At 55.2% G+C, this 22596-nt stretch carries 21 protein-coding genes and 2 tRNA genes; 6 read left to right on the forward strand and 17 right to left on the reverse strand.

Features of this window, described 5'->3' with window-relative positions:
* Positions 1-14: 14 nt before the first annotated feature.
* Positions 15-2381, reverse strand: a complete 2367-nt coding sequence (locus ACQ4N8_RS16975) for an endonuclease MutS2 (RefSeq protein WP_430705538.1) — start codon at positions 2379-2381, stop codon at positions 15-17.
* 154 nt (positions 2382-2535) lie between these two features.
* Between ACQ4N8_RS16975 and ACQ4N8_RS16980 the strand changes: the two genes are divergently transcribed.
* On the forward strand, positions 2536-2898 hold the full coding sequence (locus ACQ4N8_RS16980; RefSeq protein WP_430705539.1) for a phage holin family protein: 363 nt from the start codon (positions 2536-2538) through the stop codon (positions 2896-2898).
* A gap of 195 nt (positions 2899-3093) precedes the next feature.
* A complete protein-coding gene (locus ACQ4N8_RS16985) occupies positions 3094-3471 on the forward strand; it encodes a cytochrome C oxidase subunit II (protein ID WP_430705540.1) in 378 nt (125 codons plus the stop codon).
* Positions 3472-3526: 55 nt separating this feature from the next.
* On the opposite strand, the gene ACQ4N8_RS16990 is transcribed toward ACQ4N8_RS16985, so the two are convergent.
* The 4 genes from ACQ4N8_RS16990 to ACQ4N8_RS17005 all read right to left on the reverse strand — a co-directional run bounded on the left by ACQ4N8_RS16990 (position 3527) and on the right by ACQ4N8_RS17005 (position 9263).
* Positions 3527-5074, reverse strand: a complete 1548-nt coding sequence (locus tag ACQ4N8_RS16990) for a cell division protein ZapA (protein WP_430705541.1) — start codon at positions 5072-5074, stop codon at positions 3527-3529.
* A gap of 113 nt (positions 5075-5187) precedes the next feature.
* Positions 5188-7635 (reverse strand): phenylalanine--tRNA ligase subunit beta, encoded by a 2448-nt coding sequence (gene pheT, locus ACQ4N8_RS16995; RefSeq protein ID WP_430705542.1) that lies wholly within the window; start codon positions 7633-7635, stop codon positions 5188-5190.
* A 26-nt stretch (positions 7636-7661) separates the two neighbouring features.
* Positions 7662-8696 carry a phenylalanine--tRNA ligase subunit alpha gene (gene pheS, locus ACQ4N8_RS17000; protein WP_430705543.1) on the reverse strand — a complete coding sequence of 345 codons (1035 nt, stop codon included), beginning with the start codon at positions 8694-8696 and terminating at the stop codon, positions 7662-7664.
* A gap of 408 nt (positions 8697-9104) precedes the next feature.
* Positions 9105-9263: a hypothetical protein gene (locus tag ACQ4N8_RS17005; protein WP_430705544.1), complete on the reverse strand. Its 159-nt coding sequence runs from the start codon at positions 9261-9263 to the stop codon at positions 9105-9107.
* Positions 9264-9431: 168 nt separating this feature from the next.
* Here ACQ4N8_RS17005 and ACQ4N8_RS17010 point away from each other — a divergent pair, with 168 nt between their 5' ends.
* Positions 9432-9638 (forward strand): YwbE family protein, encoded by a 207-nt coding sequence (locus ACQ4N8_RS17010; RefSeq protein WP_430705545.1) that lies wholly within the window; start codon positions 9432-9434, stop codon positions 9636-9638.
* A gap of 76 nt (positions 9639-9714) precedes the next feature.
* Here ACQ4N8_RS17010 and ACQ4N8_RS17015 read toward each other — a convergent pair whose 3' ends face one another.
* The 8 genes from ACQ4N8_RS17015 to ACQ4N8_RS17050 form a co-directional block, all read right to left on the reverse strand.
* The gene (locus ACQ4N8_RS17015; protein WP_430705558.1) at positions 9715-9996 is read right to left on the reverse strand and encodes a GyrI-like domain-containing protein; all 282 of its coding nucleotides are present in this window, start codon (positions 9994-9996) and stop codon (positions 9715-9717) included.
* On the reverse strand, positions 9960-10238 hold the full coding sequence (locus ACQ4N8_RS17020; protein ID WP_430705546.1) for a zinc ribbon domain-containing protein: 279 nt from the start codon (positions 10236-10238) through the stop codon (positions 9960-9962). The genes ACQ4N8_RS17015 and ACQ4N8_RS17020 overlap by 37 nt, the downstream gene beginning before the upstream one ends.
* A gap of 64 nt (positions 10239-10302) precedes the next feature.
* Complete coding sequence (locus ACQ4N8_RS17025; RefSeq protein WP_430705559.1) at positions 10303-11214, reverse strand: helix-turn-helix transcriptional regulator; 912 nt, start codon at positions 11212-11214, stop codon at positions 10303-10305.
* 114 nt (positions 11215-11328) lie between these two features.
* Positions 11329-11862 (reverse strand): DoxX family protein, encoded by a 534-nt coding sequence (locus ACQ4N8_RS17030; protein ID WP_430705547.1) that lies wholly within the window; start codon positions 11860-11862, stop codon positions 11329-11331.
* Between the two features lie 257 nt (positions 11863-12119).
* Positions 12120-12190 (reverse strand) — tRNA-Gly (locus tag ACQ4N8_RS17035).
* Between the two features lie 9 nt (positions 12191-12199).
* A tRNA-Pro gene (locus ACQ4N8_RS17040) sits at positions 12200-12276 on the reverse strand.
* 89 nt (positions 12277-12365) lie between these two features.
* On the reverse strand, positions 12366-14483 hold the full coding sequence (locus tag ACQ4N8_RS17045; RefSeq protein WP_430705548.1) for a putative bifunctional diguanylate cyclase/phosphodiesterase: 2118 nt from the start codon (positions 14481-14483) through the stop codon (positions 12366-12368).
* A gap of 188 nt (positions 14484-14671) precedes the next feature.
* Positions 14672-15631 (reverse strand): aldolase catalytic domain-containing protein, encoded by a 960-nt coding sequence (locus tag ACQ4N8_RS17050; RefSeq protein ID WP_430705549.1) that lies wholly within the window; start codon positions 15629-15631, stop codon positions 14672-14674.
* Positions 15632-15891: 260 nt separating this feature from the next.
* Here ACQ4N8_RS17050 and ACQ4N8_RS17055 point away from each other — a divergent pair, with 260 nt between their 5' ends.
* From ACQ4N8_RS17055 to ACQ4N8_RS17065, 3 genes are read left to right on the forward strand one after another with little or no spacing between them, the layout of a single operon-like run.
* Entirely contained in the window at positions 15892-16134 is a 243-nt protein-coding gene (locus ACQ4N8_RS17055) for a FeoA family protein (RefSeq protein ID WP_430705550.1), read from the forward strand.
* Positions 16131-18152 carry a ferrous iron transport protein B gene (gene feoB / locus ACQ4N8_RS17060; RefSeq protein WP_430705551.1) on the forward strand — a complete coding sequence of 674 codons (2022 nt, stop codon included), beginning with the start codon at positions 16131-16133 and terminating at the stop codon, positions 18150-18152. The genes ACQ4N8_RS17055 and feoB overlap by 4 nt, the downstream gene beginning before the upstream one ends.
* A 28-nt stretch (positions 18153-18180) precedes the next feature.
* The gene (locus tag ACQ4N8_RS17065; protein ID WP_430705552.1) at positions 18181-18360 is read left to right on the forward strand and encodes a FeoB-associated Cys-rich membrane protein; all 180 of its coding nucleotides are present in this window, start codon (positions 18181-18183) and stop codon (positions 18358-18360) included.
* Positions 18361-18371: 11 nt separating this feature from the next.
* On the opposite strand, the gene ACQ4N8_RS17070 is transcribed toward ACQ4N8_RS17065, so the two are convergent.
* From ACQ4N8_RS17070 to leuB, 4 genes are all read right to left on the reverse strand, one after another.
* Entirely contained in the window at positions 18372-19475 is a 1104-nt protein-coding gene (locus ACQ4N8_RS17070) for an ATP-binding protein (RefSeq protein WP_430705553.1), read from the reverse strand.
* 308 nt (positions 19476-19783) lie between these two features.
* Positions 19784-20194: a hypothetical protein gene (locus ACQ4N8_RS17075; RefSeq protein ID WP_430705554.1), complete on the reverse strand. Its 411-nt coding sequence runs from the start codon at positions 20192-20194 to the stop codon at positions 19784-19786.
* A gap of 222 nt (positions 20195-20416) precedes the next feature.
* Complete coding sequence (locus tag ACQ4N8_RS17080) at positions 20417-20962, reverse strand: peroxiredoxin (protein WP_430705555.1); 546 nt, start codon at positions 20960-20962, stop codon at positions 20417-20419.
* A gap of 182 nt (positions 20963-21144) precedes the next feature.
* Positions 21145-22224, reverse strand: a complete 1080-nt coding sequence (leuB, locus tag ACQ4N8_RS17085; protein ID WP_430705556.1) for a 3-isopropylmalate dehydrogenase — start codon at positions 22222-22224, stop codon at positions 21145-21147.
* Positions 22225-22596 lie beyond the last annotated feature (372 nt).

Here is a 22596-nt window from a genome sequence, read left to right on the forward strand (position 1 = left end):
TTCAAATTCCGGCCTTATTTCAGTTCGGCTACCGTAACCCCGGTTCCGCCTTCCCCGTAGTTGCCAAGGCGGTAGCTTTTGATATGCTTGTGCTTCCGCAAATAGTCCGAAATCCCCGTGCGCAGGATCCCTGTCCCCTTGCCGTGGATGATGTAAATTTGTCCGAGATTGCCGAGATAAGCTTCGTCGATGAACCGGTCGACCTCGATCAGCGCCTCCTCAAGGTTGGCGCCACGGAGATCAAGTTCGCTGCGGACGTTATCGTCCCGCGTACGCTTGACGTTCGTAGCCGTGCGTTGTACCGGCTTGCTTGCCGGAGTTGCGGCGATCAGCTCCATATCGTCCAGGCTGACCTTCATTTTCATGATGCCAAGCTGAACGATCGCTTCCTTGCTTCCGGAAAGCTCGACGACGTGGCCTTTCTGATTCAGGCTGTACACCATCACTTCGTCGCCAGATTCGATTTGCCGCGGTGGTTTGGCGGCTTTGCGGACCGCCCCGGACTTCTTCCGGCCCTGCGGCAAGGCATCGTCCAGCTGTTTGCGGGCGGCGATCAACTTGTGCTCTTTGACCGCCGCTCCTTCCTCCTGGGCCAGCCGGCGCAAATCCTCGATGATCTTCTCGGCCTCCTGACGAGCCTTGGCGATGATCGCGGACGCCTCCGCCTCCGCCTTCTCAAGGCGTTTGTCCCGCTGCTGCTCCAGTTTCTCCAACTCGGCCTCATGACGGCCACGCAATGCCTCCAGCTCGCGCCGCAGCTTCTCGGCGGTTTCCCGCTCCTGCTCCGCGCCAAGGCGGTTTTGCTCCAGCGAGGCGATCATGTTCTCTACCCGCATGTCCTCTTCGGTGACCTCGCCGCGGGCATATTCCAGGATCTGCTCCGGCAATCCCAGCCGCTCGGCGATGGCAAACGCGTTGCTGCGTCCCGGTACGCCTACCAACAGACGATAGGTCGGACTTAACGTATTCACATCGAACTCCATGCTGGCGTTGATGACGCCTTTCCGTTCGTAGGCATACGCCTTGAGCTCGCTAAAGTGGGTCGTCGCCACCATCCGGCTGCCCATGGCGTGGATATGCTCCAAAATCGCCACGGCCAGGGCCGAGCCTTCGGCAGGATCCGTGCCCGCGCCAAGCTCATCCAGCAGGACCAAGCTTTTGGGCGTCATTCTGGACAGAATGGAAATAATATTCGTCATATGGCTGGAAAACGTACTAAGGCTTTGCTCGATGCTTTGCTCGTCGCCGATATCCGCATAAATCGCGTCGAACACGCAGAGCTGGCTGCCGTCCTCTGCCGGAACGAACAGCCCGGACATCGCCATCAGGCTGAGCAGGCCGATCGTTTTGAGCGTAACGGTTTTCCCGCCGGTGTTCGGACCGGTCACGATGATCGTCGTATATTGGTTGCCCAGTTCCACGTCGATCGGGACGACCTGATCGGGCGAAATGAGCGGGTGGCGTCCCTTCTTCAGCTTCAGGAACCCCCGGTCGTTCATGCGCGGCAACGTCCCTTTCAGTTCCCGGGCCAACCGGGCCTTGGCGAAAATAAAATCGAGCTGGCCGAGCACGTCGCCGTCGTACAGCAGCAATTCGGCTTGTTCGCCTACCAGGGAGGTCAATTTCTGCAAAATGACCTCGATTTCGCGCTCTTCGCGCAACCGCGTTTCCCGCAGCTTGTTATTCATTGCCACGATGGATTCCGGCTCGATGAACAGCGTAGCCCCCGATCCGGACTGATCGTGCACGATGCCGCCGAAGTGCGAGCGGTATTCCGCTTTGACGGGGATGACGAAGCGATCGCCGCGGATCGTGATCAATTGGTCCTGCAGCATCTTCGACACCGAAGACGAGCGGATCATCGCGTCCAGCTTCTCGCGGATTCGGACCTCGCCGCCCCGCAGCTCCCGGCGGATTTGCGCCAGCTCCGCGCTGGCCGAATCCAGCACCTCGCTGCTATCGTCGATGCAGCGTTTGATCGCGTCCTCCAGCGGCTTCTGCTCGCTAAGCCCGTCGCTTAACGTAAACAGCAACGGGACTTCATGTTCCTCATGGGTCGAAGCGAGATATCTCTTGATCCGGCGGGCAGCTTCCAGCGTGGTCGCCACGCCCAGCAGCTCGTGCGGGTTGAGCGTCCCGCCGATGCGCGCGCGCTTCGCGGCCGGCGTCATGTCCACGATCCCGCCGAATCCGGGCGCCCCCTTAAGCCGATCCACTTTGAACGATTCATCCGTCGCCTGCAGCCGCCGTTTGACGTCTTCCAGTTCGCTGCTGGGCTGCAGCGCTTCTGCCACGCTTTTCCCCATCGGCGTTTGGGAATAATGAGCCAGTTGATCTATAATTTTTCGGTACTCCATTGTTTTTAAAATTTTCTCGTCCAAGAACGTTCACAACTCCCCTCGGGCTATGATCCCATTATAACGAAACGATTCATTTTTCGCCATTTGCCCCGCCGGGCACATAAGAATGACTCCCGCGGAACATGATAATTACGTATAGCCAAACGTACTTACTACTAAAAGGAGGCTATGTACCATGCATTTTCTGGGACACGTCGTACGATTCATCGTCTCCGCCTTGGTTCTGCTCGTTGTGGGATGGCTTGTTCCGCAATTCAGCATTGGCGGTTTCGGCAGCGCCCTGTTGCTGGCTTTGGTCATCGCTCTGTTAGGTTGGGCGATCGAGGGCATTTTCGGGAAAAGGGTTACCCCTTTCGGACGCGGGATCGTCGGTTTTCTAACGAGTGCGCTTGTGATCTGGCTCGCCCAGTTCATTATTGCCGGCGTATCCGTCTCCATCATCGGCGCCTTGCTTGCCGCTCTGGTGATCGGGATCATCGACCTGTTCATCCCTGTAGCCACGCCGTTTGACGCAGGCAAAGACAAAGCCACCCGTTGATGGCCGGACTTCAGGCTAAGAGGTTGTCCTTCCGCAGCGATCGCTGCGGTTGGGCGACCTCTTGTCTTTAGGGCCAAAATGGAGCCTCTCGCAGAAGTTCAAGAATTAGTCAAACCTGGAACGTCTCATCCCTCGCAAAATACGGTATGATATTCTTAAAATTGTCACAAATACACTGTATCGCGAGGGATAATTGTGAAGAAAAGCATAGCTATCGTCGCAAGCTCGGTTTTGTTATTGCTTGTTACCGCTTGCAGCAGTGGAAATGCCGCAGAAACGGCCGGCTCTGCTGAAAGCGATGTTAAGCCCGAAGCCGAACTGGTCATCGAAGCGACCGATTACGAGTTTGATCAAACGGAATACCGCTTAAAAAAAGACGTTCCCGTCAAAATCACCTTTAAAAACGCCGCCGGCAACCACGGCGTGCTCGTTCCCGGCTTGAAGCTGCAGTTGGACCGCAAACACGACTCCGCAGTGATCGTTCCGACCGAAGCCGGCGAATATGAGATGTCGTGTTCGGTCATGTGCGGCACCGGCCACAGCGCCATGATCTCCAAAATCATCGTCGAATAAGCAGGAACAAAGAGCCCGCGGCCATGCAGCCGGGGCTCTTTGTTGTAATATACGGCTAGCTCCGATCCTGTTCGATCAGTTCGATCCACTCATTGAATTCCGTCTGCAGCTTCGCATAATCGTCGCGCAGGCGTCGGTATTCCTCTTCCTGTTTGGAAATGTTCTCCCGTTCGGTCTCCCGCTCGAGCTGAAGCAGCCGATACTCGTGCGAGACGATTTCGTAGCTGTCCGTAATTTGCTGGAGCTGCTCCGCCAGCCGACGCTTTTCTTCTTCCAGCGTTTCATAATCGCTGGATAAAGACAGGGCGCGTTCGCTGCCGGCCGCGCTTTCCTGCTGCCATTCATCGAGCTGCCGCTGCAGCTCGGCTTCCTTCTCGCGCCACGAGTTTAACTCCCGCTCCGCCGACGCCCATTGCTTGCGCCATTCCTGCTCCCGCTCCTCGGCGGATCTCCGGTAGCGCTCGAGCTCTTCCTTCAAGGCCGCAGCCTCTTGCAGGTTGTCATCCACCTCCTGCAAACGGCCTTGGGCGGCATTCAGCTCTTCCTTCAGCCTGCGCTGCTCTTCTCCGGCCGATTTCGCCGACAGCACCGCGTTCTCCCGTTCGCGTGCCGCCTGGTCGAGCTTGTAGCGAAGCGATTCCAGCTCCGCCGCCAAGGCATTCGCCTTATCCTGCTCGGCCTTCAACAGGTGCTTGGCCTCTTGCAATTCCTTGCTCCCGGCCTGGAGTTGTTCCGCCAGTTGTTCGCCGCGCCCCTCGGCCTCCAGCACGCTGATTTCCAGCTTGCTTAATTCTTCGTTGCGCCGCTCGGCCAGCTTCTGCCACGACTTCTCGTTCTGGATCGCGGCCGTCATTTCGGAACGAAGCTTATCCTCGCGGTCCTTGGCTTCCTGCAGCTGCCGCTGAAGCTTCTTCGCCTCAGCCTCCGAGGCCAGCGCCGTATCCTGCAGCTTCTTCGCCTGCTCTTCCAGCTTGGCGCTGCTGCTTAACGCCCGCTGCTCGGCCTCTTTGGCGGCTTGCTCCCGCTGCTCCAATTCAAGCAGCCGTTTCTGCAGCTTGACGCCTTCTTCTTTCTCCTTGGCGGCTTGCTGCTCCGCCTGGCGCAGCTTGGCCTGCAACTGCGAGTTGCTGCCGCGCTGCTCCGTCAGCTGACGTTCCTGCTCCTGCAGCCGGCTTCTCAGCTTGCGGGCTTCCCCGTCCTGACCCTGCAGGGAAACCTCAAGCTTCTCTATCTGTTCGGTCAACTGCTTCTTCTCGTTCTTCAACGGCTGCAGTTCTTCCTGAAGCGCTTTGTACATATTCTCCTGCTTGGCGTGAAGGCCTTGCAGAACCGAATTTTCCTGAACGAGTACGGCTTTCTCCTGCTTGGCATTTTGCAGCTCGTTCTGCAGTTGCTCCGCTTTGATCGCTTCTTCAGCCATACGCACCGCCGCCAGCACGGCCAAACGCGGTGTATCCAGATGGGCGTACATTTGGGAGATGCTGCGCATATGTTCATCCACTCGACGCGCAACCTGCTTCATGTATTCCGCGCTGCTGCCGACGATTTTATAGGAAGTTCCGTAAATTTCCACATTAACGCTAATCCGGCCTGGGTTACTCAAAGCTTTGTGCCTCCTTCGGTCCTGTGTTCGTCTCTGGGTGTCTGATAATTACACGAAAGTCACATCGAATCGGTTATCATACAATGATTCGATGTGACTTCGTCCAATTCCTGCTATTTTCTAAGCTCGGCCGCAAAAGATTGCGACAGCCGGGCAACCACTTGATCGTGGACCGCAGCCACCTCTTCATCCGTCAGGGTCCGTTCTTTATGGCGATAGACGAGGGACAAGGCGACGCTTTTCTTGCCTTCTCCCAGCTTGGAGCCGGTAAATACATCAAACACCTGCACCGCTTCCAGCAGCTCGCCCGCCGTTTCGCGGATGGAGGCAATCAGAGCGCCCGCTTCGACCTCGGCCCCGACGACGACGGCAATGTCGCGCTGCATTGCCGGATATCGCGGAAGCTCCCGGTATGCCACGGTTTCCCCGGCATATCGGTACAACGGCTCCAGCAGCAGCTCGGCCGCATACGTATCGTCCAGATCCATTTCGCGCTGCAGCTCCGGATGGAGTTGCCCCAGGGAACCGATTCGCTCCTTGCCTGCCGATCCGGTCAGATAAACCGAAGCCGAACGTCCCGGATGGAAGCCCTTCGGCCGGTCCGCTTCATAGCTGATCCGCTCGCCAAGCCCCAGGTAAGCAAACACGCTTTCGAGCGCGCCCTTGAGATCGAAGAAGTCGATCTTCTCAGCCGGCGCGTTCCACCGCTTCTCCGCCCGTTCGCCGGCGAGCAGCAACCCTAACACCGGAAGCTCTCGCGGCTGCACGGTCAACTTTGCTTCTCCCGTTAGAAAGACGCTGCCGATTTCGAACAAAGCCAGATTATCCTGCTTGCGGTTGCGGTTGTATACGGCGATATCGATCAATCCGGGCAACAGGCTGGAGCGCAGGACGCTGCGGTCTTCGCTCATCGGCATGGCCAGACGGATCTCCTTGTCTTCTTCGCCGAGACGAGGGAAGTTTCCGCCCGCTCCCTCGCGAATGAAGGAGTAGCCCATAACTTCCTGCCAGCCGCCATGCACCAGCATGCCCCGCATGGAACGGCGCAGCGCTTGCGGCTTCGTATAACCTCCGGCCGTCGTTTGTCCCTCGATCATCGTTGTGGGGATATGATCATAGCCGTAGAGACGCGCTACCTCTTCGATCAAATCCACGTCGCGGGTAATATCGCCGCGCCGCGTCGGAATGCGTACTTCCAGGACGTCTTCGGAGCCTGCGCTCTCGAAGTGAAGGCGATTCAGGATCGTTCTGGCTTCCAGCGTGGAGATGTCCGTGCCCAGGTAATCGTTCAGCTTCCGCAGGGACAGCGAAATCACCCGCTCTTCCGGCTCGCGGTTTACGATTTGCACGATGCCTTGGCTCACGCTGCCGCCGGCATGGGCCGCCATCAAGGCGGCTGCCCGGTTCAAGGCCGGGATCACGGCCGCCGGATCGACCTCTTTCTCAAACCGCTGCGAGGCTTCCGAGCGAAGCCCCAGCGTCCGCGACGTTTTGCGGACAGTCCCCCCGTCGAACTTCGCCGACTCGAGCACGATGTTGACGGTTTGGTCCGTCACCTCCGATTCGAGTCCGCCCATCACGCCGGCCAATCCGACCGGCTGGTCGCCCCCATCCACGATCAGCAGGGCACCTTCTTCCAGCTCGCGCTCCTGGCCGTCCAGCGTAACCAGCTTCTCCCCGGCTTTCGCCCGGCGAACCCCGATCGCGCCGCCGGCGATTTTATCCGCGTCGAAGGCGTGCAGCGGCTGGCCGTACTCGAGCATCACGTAGTTGGTGATGTCGACGATGTTGCTGATCGGGCGAATGCCGGCGGCGATCAGGCGGTTTTGCATCCATAGCGGCGAGGGGCCGATCTTTACGCCGGAGATGTAGCGCACCGCATAACGGCTGCACAGCTCGGGAGCGTCGATCTTGACCTTGATCCGCTCCCCGGCGGGCTGATTCGATTCGTGCAGCTCTTGATCAGGCTGCGGCAGGTTCACGTCCCGCCCCAGAATCGCTCCAACCTCGTAAGCCGCCCCAAGCATGCTCAGGCAATCGGAACGGTTCGGCGTCAGGTCAAAATCCAGCACCTTATCGTCCAGCCCAAGCACCCCTGTAATGGGCGTACCGATCACCGCATCCTCGGGCAATACGAGGATCCCTTCCTGCTGCTCCTTCGGCAGGAGCTTGTCGTTCATGCCGAGCTCCTTGGCCGAGCAGATCATCCCCTGCGACAGGGCGCCGCGCAGCTTGGCTTTCTTGATTTCCAGCCCGCCCGGCAGCTTGGCGCCGACGAGCGCGACCGGAACCTTCTGGCCGGCGGCCACGTTTTTGGCGCCGCAGACGATTTGCAGCTCCTCTTCCCCGCCCGCGTCGACGATGCAGACGTTCAGCTTATCCGCGTCGGGATGTTTCTCTTTGCTTTTCACGAAGCCGACCACGACGTCCGTGACGCCTTGGTTGCGGTTTTCGACCGAATCGATCTCGATGCCGGAACGGGTAATTTGCTCCGCCAGCTTCTCGATATCGACCTCTTCCAGCGAAATATAGTCGGACAACCATTCGGTTGATACTTTCATGTAAGTTCCCTTCCCTCTTCCGAAAATTAAACTCTGGCAAATTGCTGCAGGAAACGCAGATCGTTGTTGTAGAAATAACGGATATCGTCGACCCCGTATTTCAGCATCGCGATCCGCTCCACGCCCATGCCGAACGCGAAGCCGCTGTATTCCTCGGGAGCGTAGCCGCTCATCTCCAGCACGCGCGGATGCACCATCCCGCTGCCGAGAATCTCCAGCCAGCCGGACTGTTTGCACACCCGGCAGCCTTGGCCGCCGCACTTCATGCACGTTACGTCGACCTCTACGCTTGGCTCGGTGAACGGGAAGAAGCTCGGGCGCAGCCGGATTTGCGTGTTCGCCCCGAACATTTTGCGGGTGAATTCCAGCAGCGTGCCTTTCAGGTCGCTCATGCGGATTCTTTTGCCGACCACAAGCCCTTCGATTTGGTGGAACTGGAACGAGTGGGTCGCATCGTCGTCATCGCGCCGGAACACGCGCCCCGGACAAATGACCTTGACCGGCACCTCTCCCTGCATCGCTTCCATCGTACGCACTTGCACCGGCGAGGTTTGCGTCCGCATCAACAGATCCTCCGTCAGGTAAAAAGAGTCCTGCATATCGCGGGCGGGGTGGTTTTTCGGCAAATTCAAAGCTTCGAAATTGTAATAGTCGGTCTCGACCTCAGGCCCTTCCGCAATGCGGTAGCCCATGCCGATGAAAATATCCTCGATCTCCTGGATCACCTGATTCAGCGGATGGATGCTCCCCTGCTTCAGCGGACGCCCCGGCAGCGTCACGTCCACTTGCTCGGCCGCCAGCCGCGACTCGGTTTCAAGACGCTGGAAATAGGCTTGCTTCTCCTCGATCACGGCTTCGATTGCGGCTCTCACTTCGTTGCCCGCCTGACCGATGACCGGACGCTCCTCCGCGCTTAATGTCCCCATGCCGCGCAGAATTTCCGTCAACGCGCCCTTTTTGCCCAAATATTTGACCCGAAGGTCGTTCAAATGCACGGCATCCGCCGTTTTGCCAAGCTCCTCGAGCGCTTCGGCTTTGAGTGCTTCCAGACGTTCTTTCATGAATAGCTCCTCCTATAAAATGTTATGAGCGCTGCTTCTCGATTCGGTTTCTTACAAAACCGTTCCGAGCCACAAGCGCCAGTTCAAAAAGTCAGGTTTTCAGTACCGAGAAGGTTGGATGAAGCTAGGGACTGAGTAGCGGAGCGTACATAGAGGTACGTGAGCAACGGAAGGCCCGGCTGAATTCAAGATTCGACGTCGAAACCGCTTCTTGACCTACTTCGTGATGAAAAGATGACTTTTTGAACAGCCTCTTAAGGCAAAATAAAAAGGCCTTTTCTCCCGTAAGGGACGAAAAGACCGTGGTACCACCCTTGTTAGAGCGCCATGAACCAAAGCCGGACGAAATGCCGGCGCGGCATGCGCTGCTCTCACTTTCACGAGATAACGGCTCGTAACCGGTATCCCCTACTGCCCCGGCCGGCTTGCGGACCAATAGGATCCGCCGCCTGACGGCGGTTCAAGGAACTGCTCCGGAGCGAACTTCGGCAGGACCGGTTCCCTGGAGACGCTCTCAATCTGCGGCGTCCCTTCCCTGTAAGGAGGCTTCTGCTTACTCTTCTCCATCGTCGCATTTCGTTCATGGACAATCTGCTTCGTCGCGGCCCATGCCGGAGCATGACCTTCGACTTTAACTGCTATTATATGATAAAGCGGCGGCCGTTGGCAAGCCGACATGCAAATATGGTATCTTTAATCGTGCCAGGCTATTCAAACCTAAGGAGAGACATCGATATGAACGGCAACGAACGTAAAAACATCGCTCCCGGCCTAACCGTGGACATCGTGCTAAAAAAAGACCAGCCCACCGGCAAGCTGACCCGCGGCGTGGTCAAGGATATCCTGACCAACTCCGCTACCCATCCTCATGGCATCAAGGTTCGGTTACAGGACGGCCAGGTGGGCCGGGTGAAGGCGATTCATTCGGCTAAAGCAGACTAGACGGCGCGGAGAATCGCCTTCACCCGGTTCCCGCAGCCTCGCCGGCCCGGCCCCTCCCGCCCGGCCTAAATCGACGTCACGCCCGCCTTACCGGATGGCGCAACACCGTCTTCATGTTCTCCGGCACGGTTTTACGCGGGTCCGACAGATAGATTTCGTGATGCTTACGCAAGGAATCGAAATCCTCGGTCAACCCGTTCGCTTCAAGAAACGAAGCCATTCGGGCGATCGAAGCCGGTTCCGTAGCGTACGGTCCAACGTGCAGCATATGTACGCATAGTCCTTCCTCGAAGACGGATAAACGGACGGCGCCCCTCCATATTAGTCCCGCTTCCAGCGCTTCAGCGTTGGAAACCAGGCCTGCATCGTTGCCTTGGCCTTGGCCTTATCCGCAAACATGCCGGAATCGCCGCCGTATTCGAGGCATTGCTCGATCATTTCCTCCATCGTCACGTCGCTCGTGAAGCGGCCATGCTCGTAGCAGTAAATGCAGTACTCCCGGTTCTTCTCTCCGTCCCGCTCCGTGCCCAGCACCTCTTCGTTCGCCAGTGGCATGCCGCAGCTTTGGCAAAACGTTTGTTCCGCATTCGTCATTTCCATCGATAACACTCCTTTCTTCTAATGATTTCATCGTAACTTAAGAAGTTGACAACTGTATGTCATATTAAGAAAGGCCTTTATACAATTCGGCAATTTTTTGGGCTTTTTGCTGTAAAATACTTTGGATATGCGGCGGAGAAACGACCCTTACGTCTTCGCCGAAAGACAGCAAATACCCGTAAACCCAGCCGTCCTCAGGAAAGCTCACGAACACCCGGTAACTCCCGTCCTTATTGAGCTGCACTTGGGACCGGTCAAACTCGTCATAGATCCGGAAGGCCATCCGCGGCGTAAATTCCAGTTCAAGGTCGACGTATTGGAAATGCTCCGCTTGCCCGACATCCTCCAGAACAGGCACCGGGATATCCCGTCGTTCAAAAAACGCCGCCGTCACCTCCAGATCCTCGATCCGGCTGATCTTGAACGTGCGGAGCTGCTCGCTATGCAGGCAGAAGCACTGCAAATACCAGGCCCGGTTTTTGAACTGCAGCTTCAAGGGCTCAACACGCCGGCTGCTTTTTTTGCCATAAGAGCTGTAGTAGGTAAATGTCGCGACCCGTCTCTCCAAAATAGCGGTTTTCAACAAGCCGAACTTGGTTCTCTCCGCCTCTCCGCTGTTCCATCCCGAGAAGTCGACATCGATCCAGTTCACCTCGTCCTTCTTGAACGAGGCGCTCAGTTTGGCCAGTACCTGACTCGTTTGCAGGGCATTGGTCGCCTCCAGGCTTTGCAGGCCGAACAGGATTTCGTTTTGTTCTACTTCCGATAACAGCGATTTGTTCAGCACGAAATCGGGCAGCAAGCCGATCCCGCCGCCTTTCCCTTTGCTGGAATAAACGGGGATGCCCGCACCGCTTAAGGTATCGATATCGCGGTAAATCGTGCGCGTGGATACTTCGAAACGTTCGGCCAGCTCGGCGGCGGTCATCGTTTTGCGCTGCATCAGGAGATAGACGATTTCAAACAGCCGGTTCATCTGCACGATAACCCCTCCTTTTGCCTTTCAGTATATCGTAGAAATGGGACAAAACAATGTCACATTAAAAAGAGGACCCTCGTCGCGAGGATCCTCTTCCCTTATCATAAGTTGTTAAGCCGTGTGTTTGACGTTAAGCGGCTGTTTCGGCGTCGGCGTTCCGGCATCCGCTTTTTTGTGGAACAGCTTACGGAGGTAAGGAAGCACGTAGTAGTCGAGGCCGATTTTGCCGGCGTTCGCGGCGGCGACGACCACCAGCACTTCAAGGATCAGCATTTGCGCGTTCGTGCTTACCGTGCCCGAGAAGAGGAACGCGGCGTTCATCACCAGGCCCATCAGAGCGGCAAAGGTGGTGAAGGTACCAAGGATCAGCCCCAGGCCGACCAGGAATTCGCCGTACGGTACAAGGACGTTGAAGAGGTCGACGTTAGGGAGCGCGAAGTGCTGCAGGAATGCCGCCCACCAGCCTTGCACGGCCGGATGGTCGCCGGCGCTGTTCGCGATCGCTCCGTTCAGGAAGCCTGCGGCATCGAAGCCGCCGGTGATTTTATGGTAGCCGGCTTCGATCCATTGGTAGCCGAGGTAGACGCGAATGACGGTTAGGAGCCACATGGCCGCTTTGTTTGTTCTCAGGAAATTGTTAAACATGATACCCACTCCTTTGGTTTATCGTTCGTTTTGGTTTTTTGAAGGATGATCATCTTTGATGTCTTTATTATATGTGATCTTTTTCACATTATATGTGATTTAAATCACAAATACTTAAATTTAAATCATTTATTTTTAAAATGCCCCTTTTAGTCCTTTTCGACTTATCGGTTCCTGCCGCACGATGATCCCGGCCGAACATTAAACAACAAAAAAAACCCTTGGTTCACCAAGGGTTTTACATGTTTGTATCCGTAAGCGGGTGATGGGAATCGAACCCACGCTACCAGCTTGGAAGGCTGGAGTTCTACCATTGAACTACACCCGCAAAACTTAATGGTCGGGACGACACGATTCGAACATGCGACCCCCTGGTCCCAAACCAGGTGCTCTACCAAGCTGAGCTACGTCCCGATGTCTCACAAAAATCGTCTTTTTGCGAAGACAAAATATAATATATCATTTTTCGAGAGGAGATGCAATAGCAATTTTTGCATAATCCCTTAGCCGGCTAACCGGCTAAGGAACTCGCTTTCCAGCACGCCGGCCGGCACCGGCTTGCTAAACAGATATCCTTGCCCTTCGTGGCACTGCTGCAGCTTCAGGAACTCGAGCTGCTCGACGTTCTCCACGCCTTCGGCCGTCACCTTCAGCTTCAGGTGGTGGGCCATCGTGGTGATCGTGGAGACGATCGCAGCATCGTTACCGTCGCACATGACCTCCTTGACGAAGGCCCGGTCGATCTTCAGACGGTCGATCGGCAGGCTTTTTAAATAATAGAGCGAGCTGTAGCCCGTCCCGAAATCGTCAATGCTGATATGTATCCCCAACCGCTTCAACCGATGGAGTTGATCCAGCGCCGTCTCGATGTCGTAGGTCATGCTTTCGGTGACTTCAAGCTCCAGATAGCCGGGGTCCAGCCCGACCTCGCGCAAAATCGCGTCTACCCGTTCGGCAAGGTTGTACTGCCTGAACTGGCGCATCGACAGGTTGACCGAAACGCAGACCGGTTCAAAGCCGGCAAGCTGCCATTTTTTATTATGCTGGCACGCCGTTTTCAGCACCCATTCCCCTAAAGGGACAATCAAACCGCTGTCCTCGGCCAGCGGAATGAATTCGCTTGGCGGCAACAGTCCCCGCTTCGGGTGATTCCAGCGGACGAGCGCCTCCATGCCGACCATTTTCCCTGTACCCAGGCTGATCTGCGGTTGAAACTCAAGGAAAAACTCCTCACGGTCAAGCGCCTTGCGCATATCATTCTCCAGTTCCACCCTGGCTTGGGTGCGCTGCTTCATCGACGCGTTGTAACGCATGAAGTCCACTCCATGCTCTTTGGCGAGATGGACCGCCATATCCGCATACTGGATCATTTGATCCACCGAATCGCCGTCCTCCGGGTACACGGACAAGCCCATGCTGAGCGAAATGTGGTATTCCGTATCGTCGATCAGGACGGCCGGGTCCACGGAAGACAGCAGACTTTTGGCCCGCTCCTCGACGGCTGCCACATCCGGCAATCCCGGAAAAATCACCGCAAACTCGTCCTCGCCCATCCGATATACCCGCTCTTGAAGTTGGCCCAGCTTGGATAGCCGATCTCCCAGCTCCGTCAGCAGCTTGTCCCCGGCGCTGTAGCCCAGGGAGTCGTTAATGGCTTTGAACCGGTCGATATTGATCACCGCCACGCCGGTGGGAGTCCGCGAGAACGTCAGGAATTCGGCGAGTTGCTCCTTCATCTGCCTTAAATTCGGCAGCCCCGTCAAATCGTCATGGTACGCCATATGCTTCATTTGGGCTTCAGCCAATTTCTGGCCGCGCAGCGGCTCTTCGATCGTAAGCCGGTATACGCCTTTTAATACAATATAATAGGAAATCCCCATGTACCATTGACCGGCTGCTTGCGCCAAACCATAGGGATCCGTCAGCGGGATGGTCAGCAGCAGATGCCCCATCGCCATAAACAACAACGCCCGGGTCACCGTCATGATCGCTGGCGGACGCTCCGTCCGGTGCCGAAACAAGATCGCGGCGATGGCCAGCAAATACAACAGCGAAATACCGATCATCACGACCATCCGCGCTGGTTCGAAGCCGGAAGCCGCATGCGTCGGCGACAGGCTTTCCTGGTAACGATTCAACAGCAGCAAGCCTGCAGAAGTCAACAGCGCGGATCCCGTCAATAATGCCATTTTTTGGCGGCGTGACACCAGTTTGTCCTCGGATCCGAAGATTTTCAGCATCCCGAAGGCCCCCAGCGTATGCGAAATCGTCAAAAACCAGGCGGCCAGGCCCTTGCTCGGTTCAAACCAGAGCAGCGTAATTCCGCCGTACGAGGAGGCATACAGCATGTCCAAAATCCCGATCATGGAAAACAACACGGCCGTGTAAAGCCGCTGTTTGGATAATTTGTCGATAAACAGAATCCATCCTTGCGCAAAGATGGCAAACGATACGGCCAGGCACGTCAACCCGGCCAGGAGATGCAGCGCCTGCATGGTGAAGCTGAAGCCCGTCCCCGGCTGCAACGCCGTCATGGCAGATAATCGGATGATTCCGAACATCGCCGCCAACCCGATTACCCCTTGGATGATTGTCGTTTTTTCCTCTGCCCTAATCCTCAATGCCATCAACCTCCGGAGGTAAGTTCAGTGATCTGCACTTGAAACTACTAATTCAACATTTTCTGCTCTTTTCCTGCCTTTTCCTCAAATTTGTCGAGTCAGCTGGCAACATCCGCGAACGAAAAAAAAGAACGCAAAAGCCCGGCGGTTCACGAGCCGCCGGGCTTTTGCGCATTTACAGCCGCATCCTATTTTTTCTCGAAACTCACTTCCGGAGTCGTCAGCTTGTCGTAGAAATCAACGGACTTGTCCTTGTCCGCCGAAGCCCGCAGCGCCATGGCGGAACGCGGATGCTCGTCCAAGGTCCCCGTAATCATGTATGGGATCAAATAACCCCACTCTTCCTTCTCGCGCAGGGGAATCAACAGCTCCTCCAATACTTCCAAAACCGGGCGCAGCTTATAGCTCGTATTTTTCAAATGCGTCACAAGCAGTTCGGTCGGGCAGTTGCCCGCCGCGCGTCCCATCCCGTAGACGGAAGCATCCAGCAGCTCTACGCCGTTCTCGGCCGCAACCAGCGTGTTGGAGAAGGCGAGCTGCATATTGTTGTGGGTATGTACGCCCAGCCGTTTGTTTGGCAAATGGGTTTTAAATTTGTTCACCAGATACTCCATGTCTTTATAATCAAGGCTGCCGTACGAATCGACGATATAAACGACGTCCACGACGCTCTCCTTGATCATTTCGAAAGCTTCCAGCAGTTCGTTCTCCATTACATTCGACAGTGCCATAATGTTCAGCGTCGTTTCATATCCGCGGTCATGGAACAGCTGCACCAGTTGCAAGGCCTTGTCCACGTCTTTAATGTAGCAAGCGACGCGAATCAGGTCCAGAAGGCTTTCGCTGCGCGGCAGGATATCGTTTTCGTCGACCCGTCCGATATCGACTAATGCCGACAGTTTGGTATTGCCTTTCTGAGGAATCACTTTCCGCAGAAAATCATCGTTCAGAAAACGCCACGGCCCGGCCTGATCGGCACCTTTCAGCAGCTTGGGCGAATTTTTATATCCGATTTCCATATAATCGACGCCCGCCTCATTTAAGCCGGCGTACAATTTTTGGACAAATTCAACGCTGAAATCCCAGTTATTTACTAATCCGCCGTCACGTATGGTGCAATCGACAATTTTGCATGGGTTGGCCTTCATAACTCGCATATTCCTCTCCGTCATGGTTTTACTATTCATCTTACTTGATGCCGGATAAAAAAGTAAAGTTCGATGTTTCATATGACTTAATTCACAGTATGGGACGAAATGGCATGATATATTACATTTGAATCTAATTGAGATTGATTCTCAATATCTTTGGCAACAGGAACTTGCTTTTGCTTCATGACGTTCATCTAGGCTTGTTCACGGCAAATATATATCGCAATCAAACCTTCCATTTAAAAGGAGTGAGCAACATGACATCATGCCGCTGCTGCTTGCTGGGCTTAAAACCGGGAACCGAATGCTCGATCACCCAAATCGGGAACATGGACCCGATCCTGAAACGGCGGCTCGCCGACCTCGGGATTCTTGAGGGAACTTCGATCACCGTCAAAAGATACTGCCTTTGGGGCGGTCCGGTTACGCTGGAATGCGGCGGCCAGCTGCTGGGAATCCGGCAGAAGGAAGCCGCGCATATCGAGGTGGCCGTCTCATGAACAATGCTGCGCTCATCGGAAATCCCAACACCGGGAAAACCTCCCTGTTCAACACCCTGACCAGCTCTTACGAATACGTAGGCAACTGGTCCGGCGTGACCGTGGAGAAGAAAATCGGGCAGCTCCGCAACAAAACCGGACAGCTCACCGATCTCCCCGGCATATATACCCTTCATCCCTTGTCGCGGGATGAAGGGGTCGCCGCGGAATTCCTGGCGAAGGAAGCTCCGTCGCTGCTGGTCAATATCGTCGATGCTTCCAATCTGGAACGCAATCTCTACTTGACGCTGCAACTGCTGGAGTACGGCAAGCCGGTCATCATCGGGCTGAATATGATGGACGTGGCCAGGGCCAGCGGACTCGCGGTCGATCCCGAGCGCCTGGCCGACCTGCTGGGAACTCCGGTAATGCCGCTGATCGCCCGCACGGGCAAAGGGAGCAAGGAAATGCTCCGCGCCATCGGTCAGCTTGACCCCGCGGCGGAGGCTCCCCATTTTGCCATCCATTATGGCGAAGTCGTGGAACTGGCCATCCGGGAAATAACCCGGGAAGTCAGCATTGGATTGGCGGACACCCGGCCTTCCGGCCGCTGGATGGCGCTGCAATTTCTTGAAGGCAACCCGTCGGTCATCGGCGCGCTGCCTCCGCAAACGGATTTAAAGAAGCTGCGTTCCATCCGCTCCGAAGCCGAATCGAAGCTGGCGGCTGCCGGAACCGCCGCTTCTACCGAGGAGCATATCCGGGCTGTCCGCATCGGGCGGATTCGCGACATTTGCCGCGAAGTCGTCGATGACTCGCAGAAAAAACCCCATTCGATGACGGAAAAAATCGACCGGGTCGTCACGCATCCGATTTTGGGAATCCCGTTGTTTTTGGCGTTTATGTTCCTCACCTTCCAGTTGACCTTCGATTGGGTCGGCAACCCGCTCTCGGACGTGCTTGACGGCTTCATCACCGGACCGTTAACCGATGGCGCGGAACGGCTGCTTGACGCCGCCGGCGCTTCAAGTTTCACCCATGCGTTGATCGTAGACGGCATCATCGGCGGAGTCGGGGGCGTACTCGTCTTCATCCCGCAAATCTTCATCATGTTCCTTATCATTTCTTTTATCGAAGATTCGGGTTATATGGCGCGGATTACCGTGATGATGGACAAATTGATGGAGATCGTCGGTATAAACGGCAAGGCGCTGATTCCGTTTATCCTCGGCTTCGGCTGCAACGTGCCCGCCGTTATGGCTTCCCGCAGCATCGAGCAGCCCAAGGAACGGATGCTGACGATGCTGCTCATCCCGCTCATGTCCTGCTCGGCCCGGTTGCCGGTATACGCCTTGTTCGCCGGCATCTTTTTCGCCCGGGCGCAGGCGTTGGTCGTCCTTTCGTTGTATGTACTCGGCATCGCGATGGCGCTGGTTCTGGCTAAAGTGTTTTCCGTGTACCTGTTCAAAAACGAACGTTCCTTCTTCATCGTCGAACTGCCGCCTTACCGGATGCCGCAAAGCGTCACGTTGTTCCGCAGCACATGGGAAAAAGGCAAGGGCTTCCTGCGCAAAGCGGGCACCTTCATCCTTGGCGGTTCGGTGCTGATCTGGCTGCTCACCTATCTCGGTCCGGGCGGCGTGGCCGAGAACATGGACGACAGCTTCCTTGCCGCGATCGGCGGCTTGTTCTCTTCCCTTCTGCAGCCGCTCGGCTTTGGCACTTGGCAATCGGGAGCGGCATTGATCACCGGCTTTATGGCCAAAGAAGTTGTCGTTTCCACCATGAATATCATTTATCATGTTCCGGATCTGGCCGGCCTGCAGGGACAAATCTCCATGGCGTTCACGCCTCTGCAAGCCTACAGCTTTATGGCCTTCGTGTTGCTGTATACGCCTTGTTTGGCCACGGTGGGGGTCCTGCGCAAAGAAACCGCCTCCTGGAAATGGACCTTATTCTCCATCGGGTACTCCCTGGCGCTCGCTTATGTCGTATCCTTCCTGATTTATCAGGGGGGCAGCTGGTTGGGTCTCGCTTGATCACGATCATGGAAAGGAGCCGATAGCCATGTTTGACATTCTCATCGTCACCGCCATTTTCGCCTATGCCGCCTTTGCGCTGTATCGCGGGTTCAAAAAAAGCAAAAAGGGCGCCTGCGCTTCCTGCTCGCTGCAGAAATCCTGTTCTGCGGCGTGCAGCAGCCAAACGGCGTCCCCTTCTGCCGATCCGGCTTCGCCGGATCGGTAATAAGCTTGTCCCTATACGAGCGGCAACGAAATCACGAAAATGGTCCCCGCGCCCTTCAAACTGTCGACGGAGATATTCCCCCTGTGGTTCCGGATGATGCGGTAGCTCACCGATAATCCAAGTCCGGTTCCCTTCTCCTTCGTCGTAAAAAATGGATCGAACAGGCGGCTAAGCATGCCTTTGTCCATCCCGCCCCCATTATCCTGAATCGAAATGTTCACCGATCTTCCTTCCATTTCGGCACTGATATCGATCATACCCTTATGATCCCCTTCAACCTCGGCAATGGCATCCAGCGCATTTTTAATAATGTTCAACAGCACTTGTTTGATTTGCTTCACATCGATGGACACGAACAACTCGTCCACAGGCTCATGCAGCAGCATCTGGCAGCCCCTCATCAACGCCTCGCTCTCCGTTAGCAGCACGACTTCTTTCAACAACGAGGAGACGTTGACAGTCGACTTCTGCGGGGCCGACGGCTTCGAGGAATTCAAAAATTCATGAATAATATCGTTGGCCCGGTCGATCTCCGTCAGGATAATACGCGCATATTCATCCTTCCCCAACTGAACCAGATGCGGACGGAGGAGCTGGATGAAGCCGCGGATGGCGGTAAGCGGGTTGCGTATTTCATGAGCGATCGCCGCCGATATTTTGCCCAGCATGGCCAACTTGTCGTTCTGATAGGCCGTTTGTTCGATCCGCTTGAAATCGGATACGTCTTTGACGCTTAGCAAGAAGTCGCCATCCATCTGATCGCCGTAAGTAACCGTGATCAGCCAGTGACGCCCGTATTCGTCAATCAGTTCATGATATTTCTTCCGGTGAAAAATCGTTTCCCGGTAAATACGCAAAATTTTTCTTTTCTTGAACTGGCTCAGGTGCGGGTGACGAAGCATTTGCAGCAAATTGCATCCGATGAGGGATTGCCGTGGCATCTCGAGCAGCTTGGCCATTTGTACATTGATAAAGGTTAGAACCCCATCGCTGTCAAACAGCATGATTCCGCTGTCTAGATGTTGGAGCACATTTTCATACTTGTTTTTTACGAGCTGGGTCGATTGATATGCTTTGACGGACTGGAGCAGTGTCTCCTGAAATTCACTCAACAAGTTGGTTCCCCCTTTACTCAAATGATGTACTTGCCTTACAGACAATATACGATCACTACCTGAGAAGAACTTACCCTGACTCGGCATGCGCTTAACTCAACTTTCTCAGCTATCTATGCCGTCTCCGCGGACGAATGCGAGCTCATGTTATGCATGGCAAAGCCAAAGGCATCCTATTTCAATCATAGTAAAGTCTTCCAAATACCGTCAACCAGAGATACTGTCGAAAAAGGTTGTATCTGCACAAAATAACTACCATAGTCCTAAAAAAACAAAATAGCCTCCCACCCGGAAGACTATTTTGGAGTTCAACTGTTATTATGTTGGAGTCTGGATCGGCGCCGGCTCATGACGGCCAGCCTTTTTTTGAGTTCTTCTTCCCATTTTTCGTCGCCGATTTGCTTGGCGACCGAGAGAAGATCCAGAGAGATATCAATTTGGCTTTGAACGATCACCAGCGGATCTTCATCCTCCCGGTTCACGCAGTTTCCGAAAATGGACTCATCGTCCTCCATGACGAAATCCTGAAAGTCGATTTCCGAAACGCCGTCGCCATGGGCGTACTCCGCCAGGATTTCGTATTCGTTTTCCACTTTATAATGAACCTCGACCCGATGGCATACCGGGCAAAATAACAGGGGAACATTATGAACTTGCGTACGATAATGCTTCAAAGTCCCCTTCGTTCCCAGCATGCTTGCTCCGCAGCAAAAACTCATTCCCCTTCACCCTTTCCCGCGTTCGGTCCCATCGCGCTTCCCGACTCCTCACGAGCAGGGATTTCATATAATTTATTCGCGAAGCTTGCTTCAAATTCCTGCGGGGATATTGTAAATGTTGGCAAACATGCCAACAGCCCCGGCATAGTGCGAAACTAATGGGCAAAAAACCCCCTGTTTGCGCGTTTGCCCAAACAGGGGGTCCATCTTCAATATGGGAACCTAGGCGTTCAGGTTCTTGTCGCCCGGTTTCCAGTTCATGGCGCAAAGCCCGCCGGATTGCAGGGCTTGCAATACGCGAAGCGTTTCTTCTACGCTGCGGCCGATATCATTGTGGTTAACCACTTGATATTTCAGTTCGCCTTCCGGATCGATAATGAACAAACCGCGAAGCGCGATGCCTTCTTCTTCGATCAGAACGCCATAGTCGCGAGCTACGCTTTTCGTAATGTCGGAAGCGAGCGGGAAGTTCAATTGACCCAGGCCGTTGCTGTCCTTCGGCGTATTGATCCATGCTTTGTGGCTGTGTTCGGAGTCGGTGCTGACGCCGAGGATTTCGCAATCCAGATCGCGGAACGCCGCATAAGCCTCGCTCAAAGCCGTAATTTCAGTCGGACATACGAAAGTGAAATCAAGCGGATAGAAGAAAAATACCAGCCATTTGCCCTGATAATCGGACAACTTCTTGCGTCCAAATTCTTTGCCGTCCCCGGTTACGATTGCCATATCAAAATCAGGAGCGGGTCTTCCAACCAAACGTTCTGCCATTGTATAAATCCTCCTTTGAAAATATGTAAGAAACACGGGTGTGCTTCTGTTTCCTTAACCATATTGCGGGTATAAAACCTACATTTCACATGGTATCATCGGCTATTTTCAAAGTCAAGATTATAAGAGTTTTCTTATTATAATTATTTTAAATAAGGATTTTTTTTGAACTTTTTCACCGATTATTTTTTCAACGCCGCGACGATCAGATCCCCCATCGCTTTGGTGCCGATCGCTTGACTCTTGTCGACGGCGATGTCACCCGTGCGATGCCCGGCGTTCAGGACCTCGGCCACGGCAGCTTCGATCGCGTCGGCGGCGTCGGCATAGCCGAACGTCATGCGGAACATCAGCGCAACGGACAAGATCGTGGCGATCGGATTCGCCAGGTTTTGTCCGGCGATGTCCGGTGCCGAACCATGCACGGGTTCGTAAAGGCCAAAGCTGCCTTCTCCCAGGGACGCCGAGGACAACATGCCGATAGAACCGGTCAACATCGCCGCTTCGTCGCTGAGGATGTCGCCAAACATATTTTCGGTCACGATCACGTCGAAGCTGGAAGGACGGCGCAGCAGCTGCATGGCGCAGTTGTCGACGAGCACATGCTCAAGCTCCACGTCCGGATACTCCGGGGCGATGCGGTTGACCACTTCGCGCCACAAACGCGAGGTTTCCAACACGTTGGCTTTATCGACGGAAGCCAGCTTCCTGCGGCGTTTGCCGGCGATTTCGAACGCCTGGCGGACGATGCGCTCCACTTCGCTCACATTGTATGCGCAGGTGTCGACCGCCTCCTGGCCATGCTCCGTATCGCGCCGGTACTTCTCGCCGAAGTAGATGCCGCCCGTCAGCTCGCGTACGACGATCAGATCGGTGCCTTCCAGCACTTCGGGCTTCAGCGTCGAAGCGTCCTTCAAGCAATCGAATACTACCGCCGGACGCAAATTCGAAAATAGGCCCAGCGCCTTGCGGATGCCGAGCAGCCCGGTTTCCGGACGCAGCTCCTTTGGATTGTTGTCCCATTTCGGGCCGCCGACGGCACCCAGCAGCACGGCGTCGGCTTTTCGGCAGACCTCCAGCGTTTCCTGCGGCAGCGGCGTGCCTTTCTCATCGATAGCGATTCCGCCAAACAGCGCATGCTCTGTTTCAAAACGGTATCCGAACAGCTCCTCCGTCCGTTTCAGCACTTTCTCCGCCTCGGCTACTACTTCCGGTCCGATGCCGTCCCCCGCGATTACTGCGATTTTCTTCACTTCTGCCATTGCTTCCAGCTCCCTTTCGTGAACATACTCTTCTTCAGTTGTAACACACCGGGTTAGGATAAACCAAGATATAGAATCTATTAAGCTAATAGGTATTAGCTATAGAGCAGTCGGAGAAAATCGTCCCCCGTCACGCGCCATTTCTGTTATGGACCGTAGCGACGCTATAATCGGATAGGAGGCTACCCATTAATTGAGTAGCCGACCTTTCACACCACCGTGCATACCGTTCGACACGGCGGTTCAATCGCATTGAGTGCTATTGACGTAGACGCTCGTATTGGGCGGGGAAGTCATAATACCCTGCCTGTGCGAGCCTTTCGTTTGTTACAGAGCGATTCAATACTGCGCTTCCGGCTATTCGCCAGTAGC

Origin of the sequence: Paenibacillus macerans (assembly GCF_050565405.1) — a bacterium.
Taxonomy (GTDB): domain Bacteria; phylum Bacillota; class Bacilli; order Paenibacillales; family Paenibacillaceae; genus Fontibacillus; species Fontibacillus macerans_B.

Bases quoted from the DNA above. Each gene is read 5' to 3' on its own strand.
- ACQ4N8_RS16980 (WP_430705539.1), top strand. From the start codon at position 2,536: ATGCATTTTCTGGGACACGTCGTACGATTCATCGTCTCCGCCTTGGTT.
- pheT (WP_430705542.1), bottom strand. From the start codon at position 7,635: ATGAAAGTATCAACCGAATGGTTGTCCGACTATATTTCGCTGGAAGAG.
- pheS (WP_430705543.1), bottom strand. From the start codon at position 8,696: ATGAAAGAACGTCTGGAAGCACTCAAAGCCGAAGCGCTCGAGGAGCTT.
- ACQ4N8_RS17005 (WP_430705544.1), bottom strand. From the start codon at position 9,263: ATGGAGAAGAGTAAGCAGAAGCCTCCTTACAGGGAAGGGACGCCGCAG.
- ACQ4N8_RS17010 (WP_430705545.1), top strand. From the start codon at position 9,432: ATGAACGGCAACGAACGTAAAAACATCGCTCCCGGCCTAACCGTGGAC.
- ACQ4N8_RS17020 (WP_430705546.1), bottom strand. From the start codon at position 10,238: ATGGAAATGACGAATGCGGAACAAACGTTTTGCCAAAGCTGCGGCATG.
- ACQ4N8_RS17025 (WP_430705559.1), bottom strand. From the start codon at position 11,214: ATGAACCGGCTGTTTGAAATCGTCTATCTCCTGATGCAGCGCAAAACG.
- ACQ4N8_RS17030 (WP_430705547.1), bottom strand. From the start codon at position 11,862: ATGTTTAACAATTTCCTGAGAACAAACAAAGCGGCCATGTGGCTCCTA.
- ACQ4N8_RS17050 (WP_430705549.1), bottom strand. From the start codon at position 15,631: ATGAAGGCCAACCCATGCAAAATTGTCGATTGCACCATACGTGACGGC.
- ACQ4N8_RS17055 (WP_430705550.1), top strand. From the start codon at position 15,892: ATGACATCATGCCGCTGCTGCTTGCTGGGCTTAAAACCGGGAACCGAA.
- feoB (WP_430705551.1), top strand. From the start codon at position 16,131: ATGAACAATGCTGCGCTCATCGGAAATCCCAACACCGGGAAAACCTCC.
- ACQ4N8_RS17065 (WP_430705552.1), top strand. From the start codon at position 18,181: ATGTTTGACATTCTCATCGTCACCGCCATTTTCGCCTATGCCGCCTTT.
- ACQ4N8_RS17075 (WP_430705554.1), bottom strand. From the start codon at position 20,194: ATGAGTTTTTGCTGCGGAGCAAGCATGCTGGGAACGAAGGGGACTTTG.
- ACQ4N8_RS17080 (WP_430705555.1), bottom strand. From the start codon at position 20,962: ATGGCAGAACGTTTGGTTGGAAGACCCGCTCCTGATTTTGATATGGCA.
- leuB (WP_430705556.1), bottom strand. From the start codon at position 22,224: ATGGCAGAAGTGAAGAAAATCGCAGTAATCGCGGGGGACGGCATCGGA.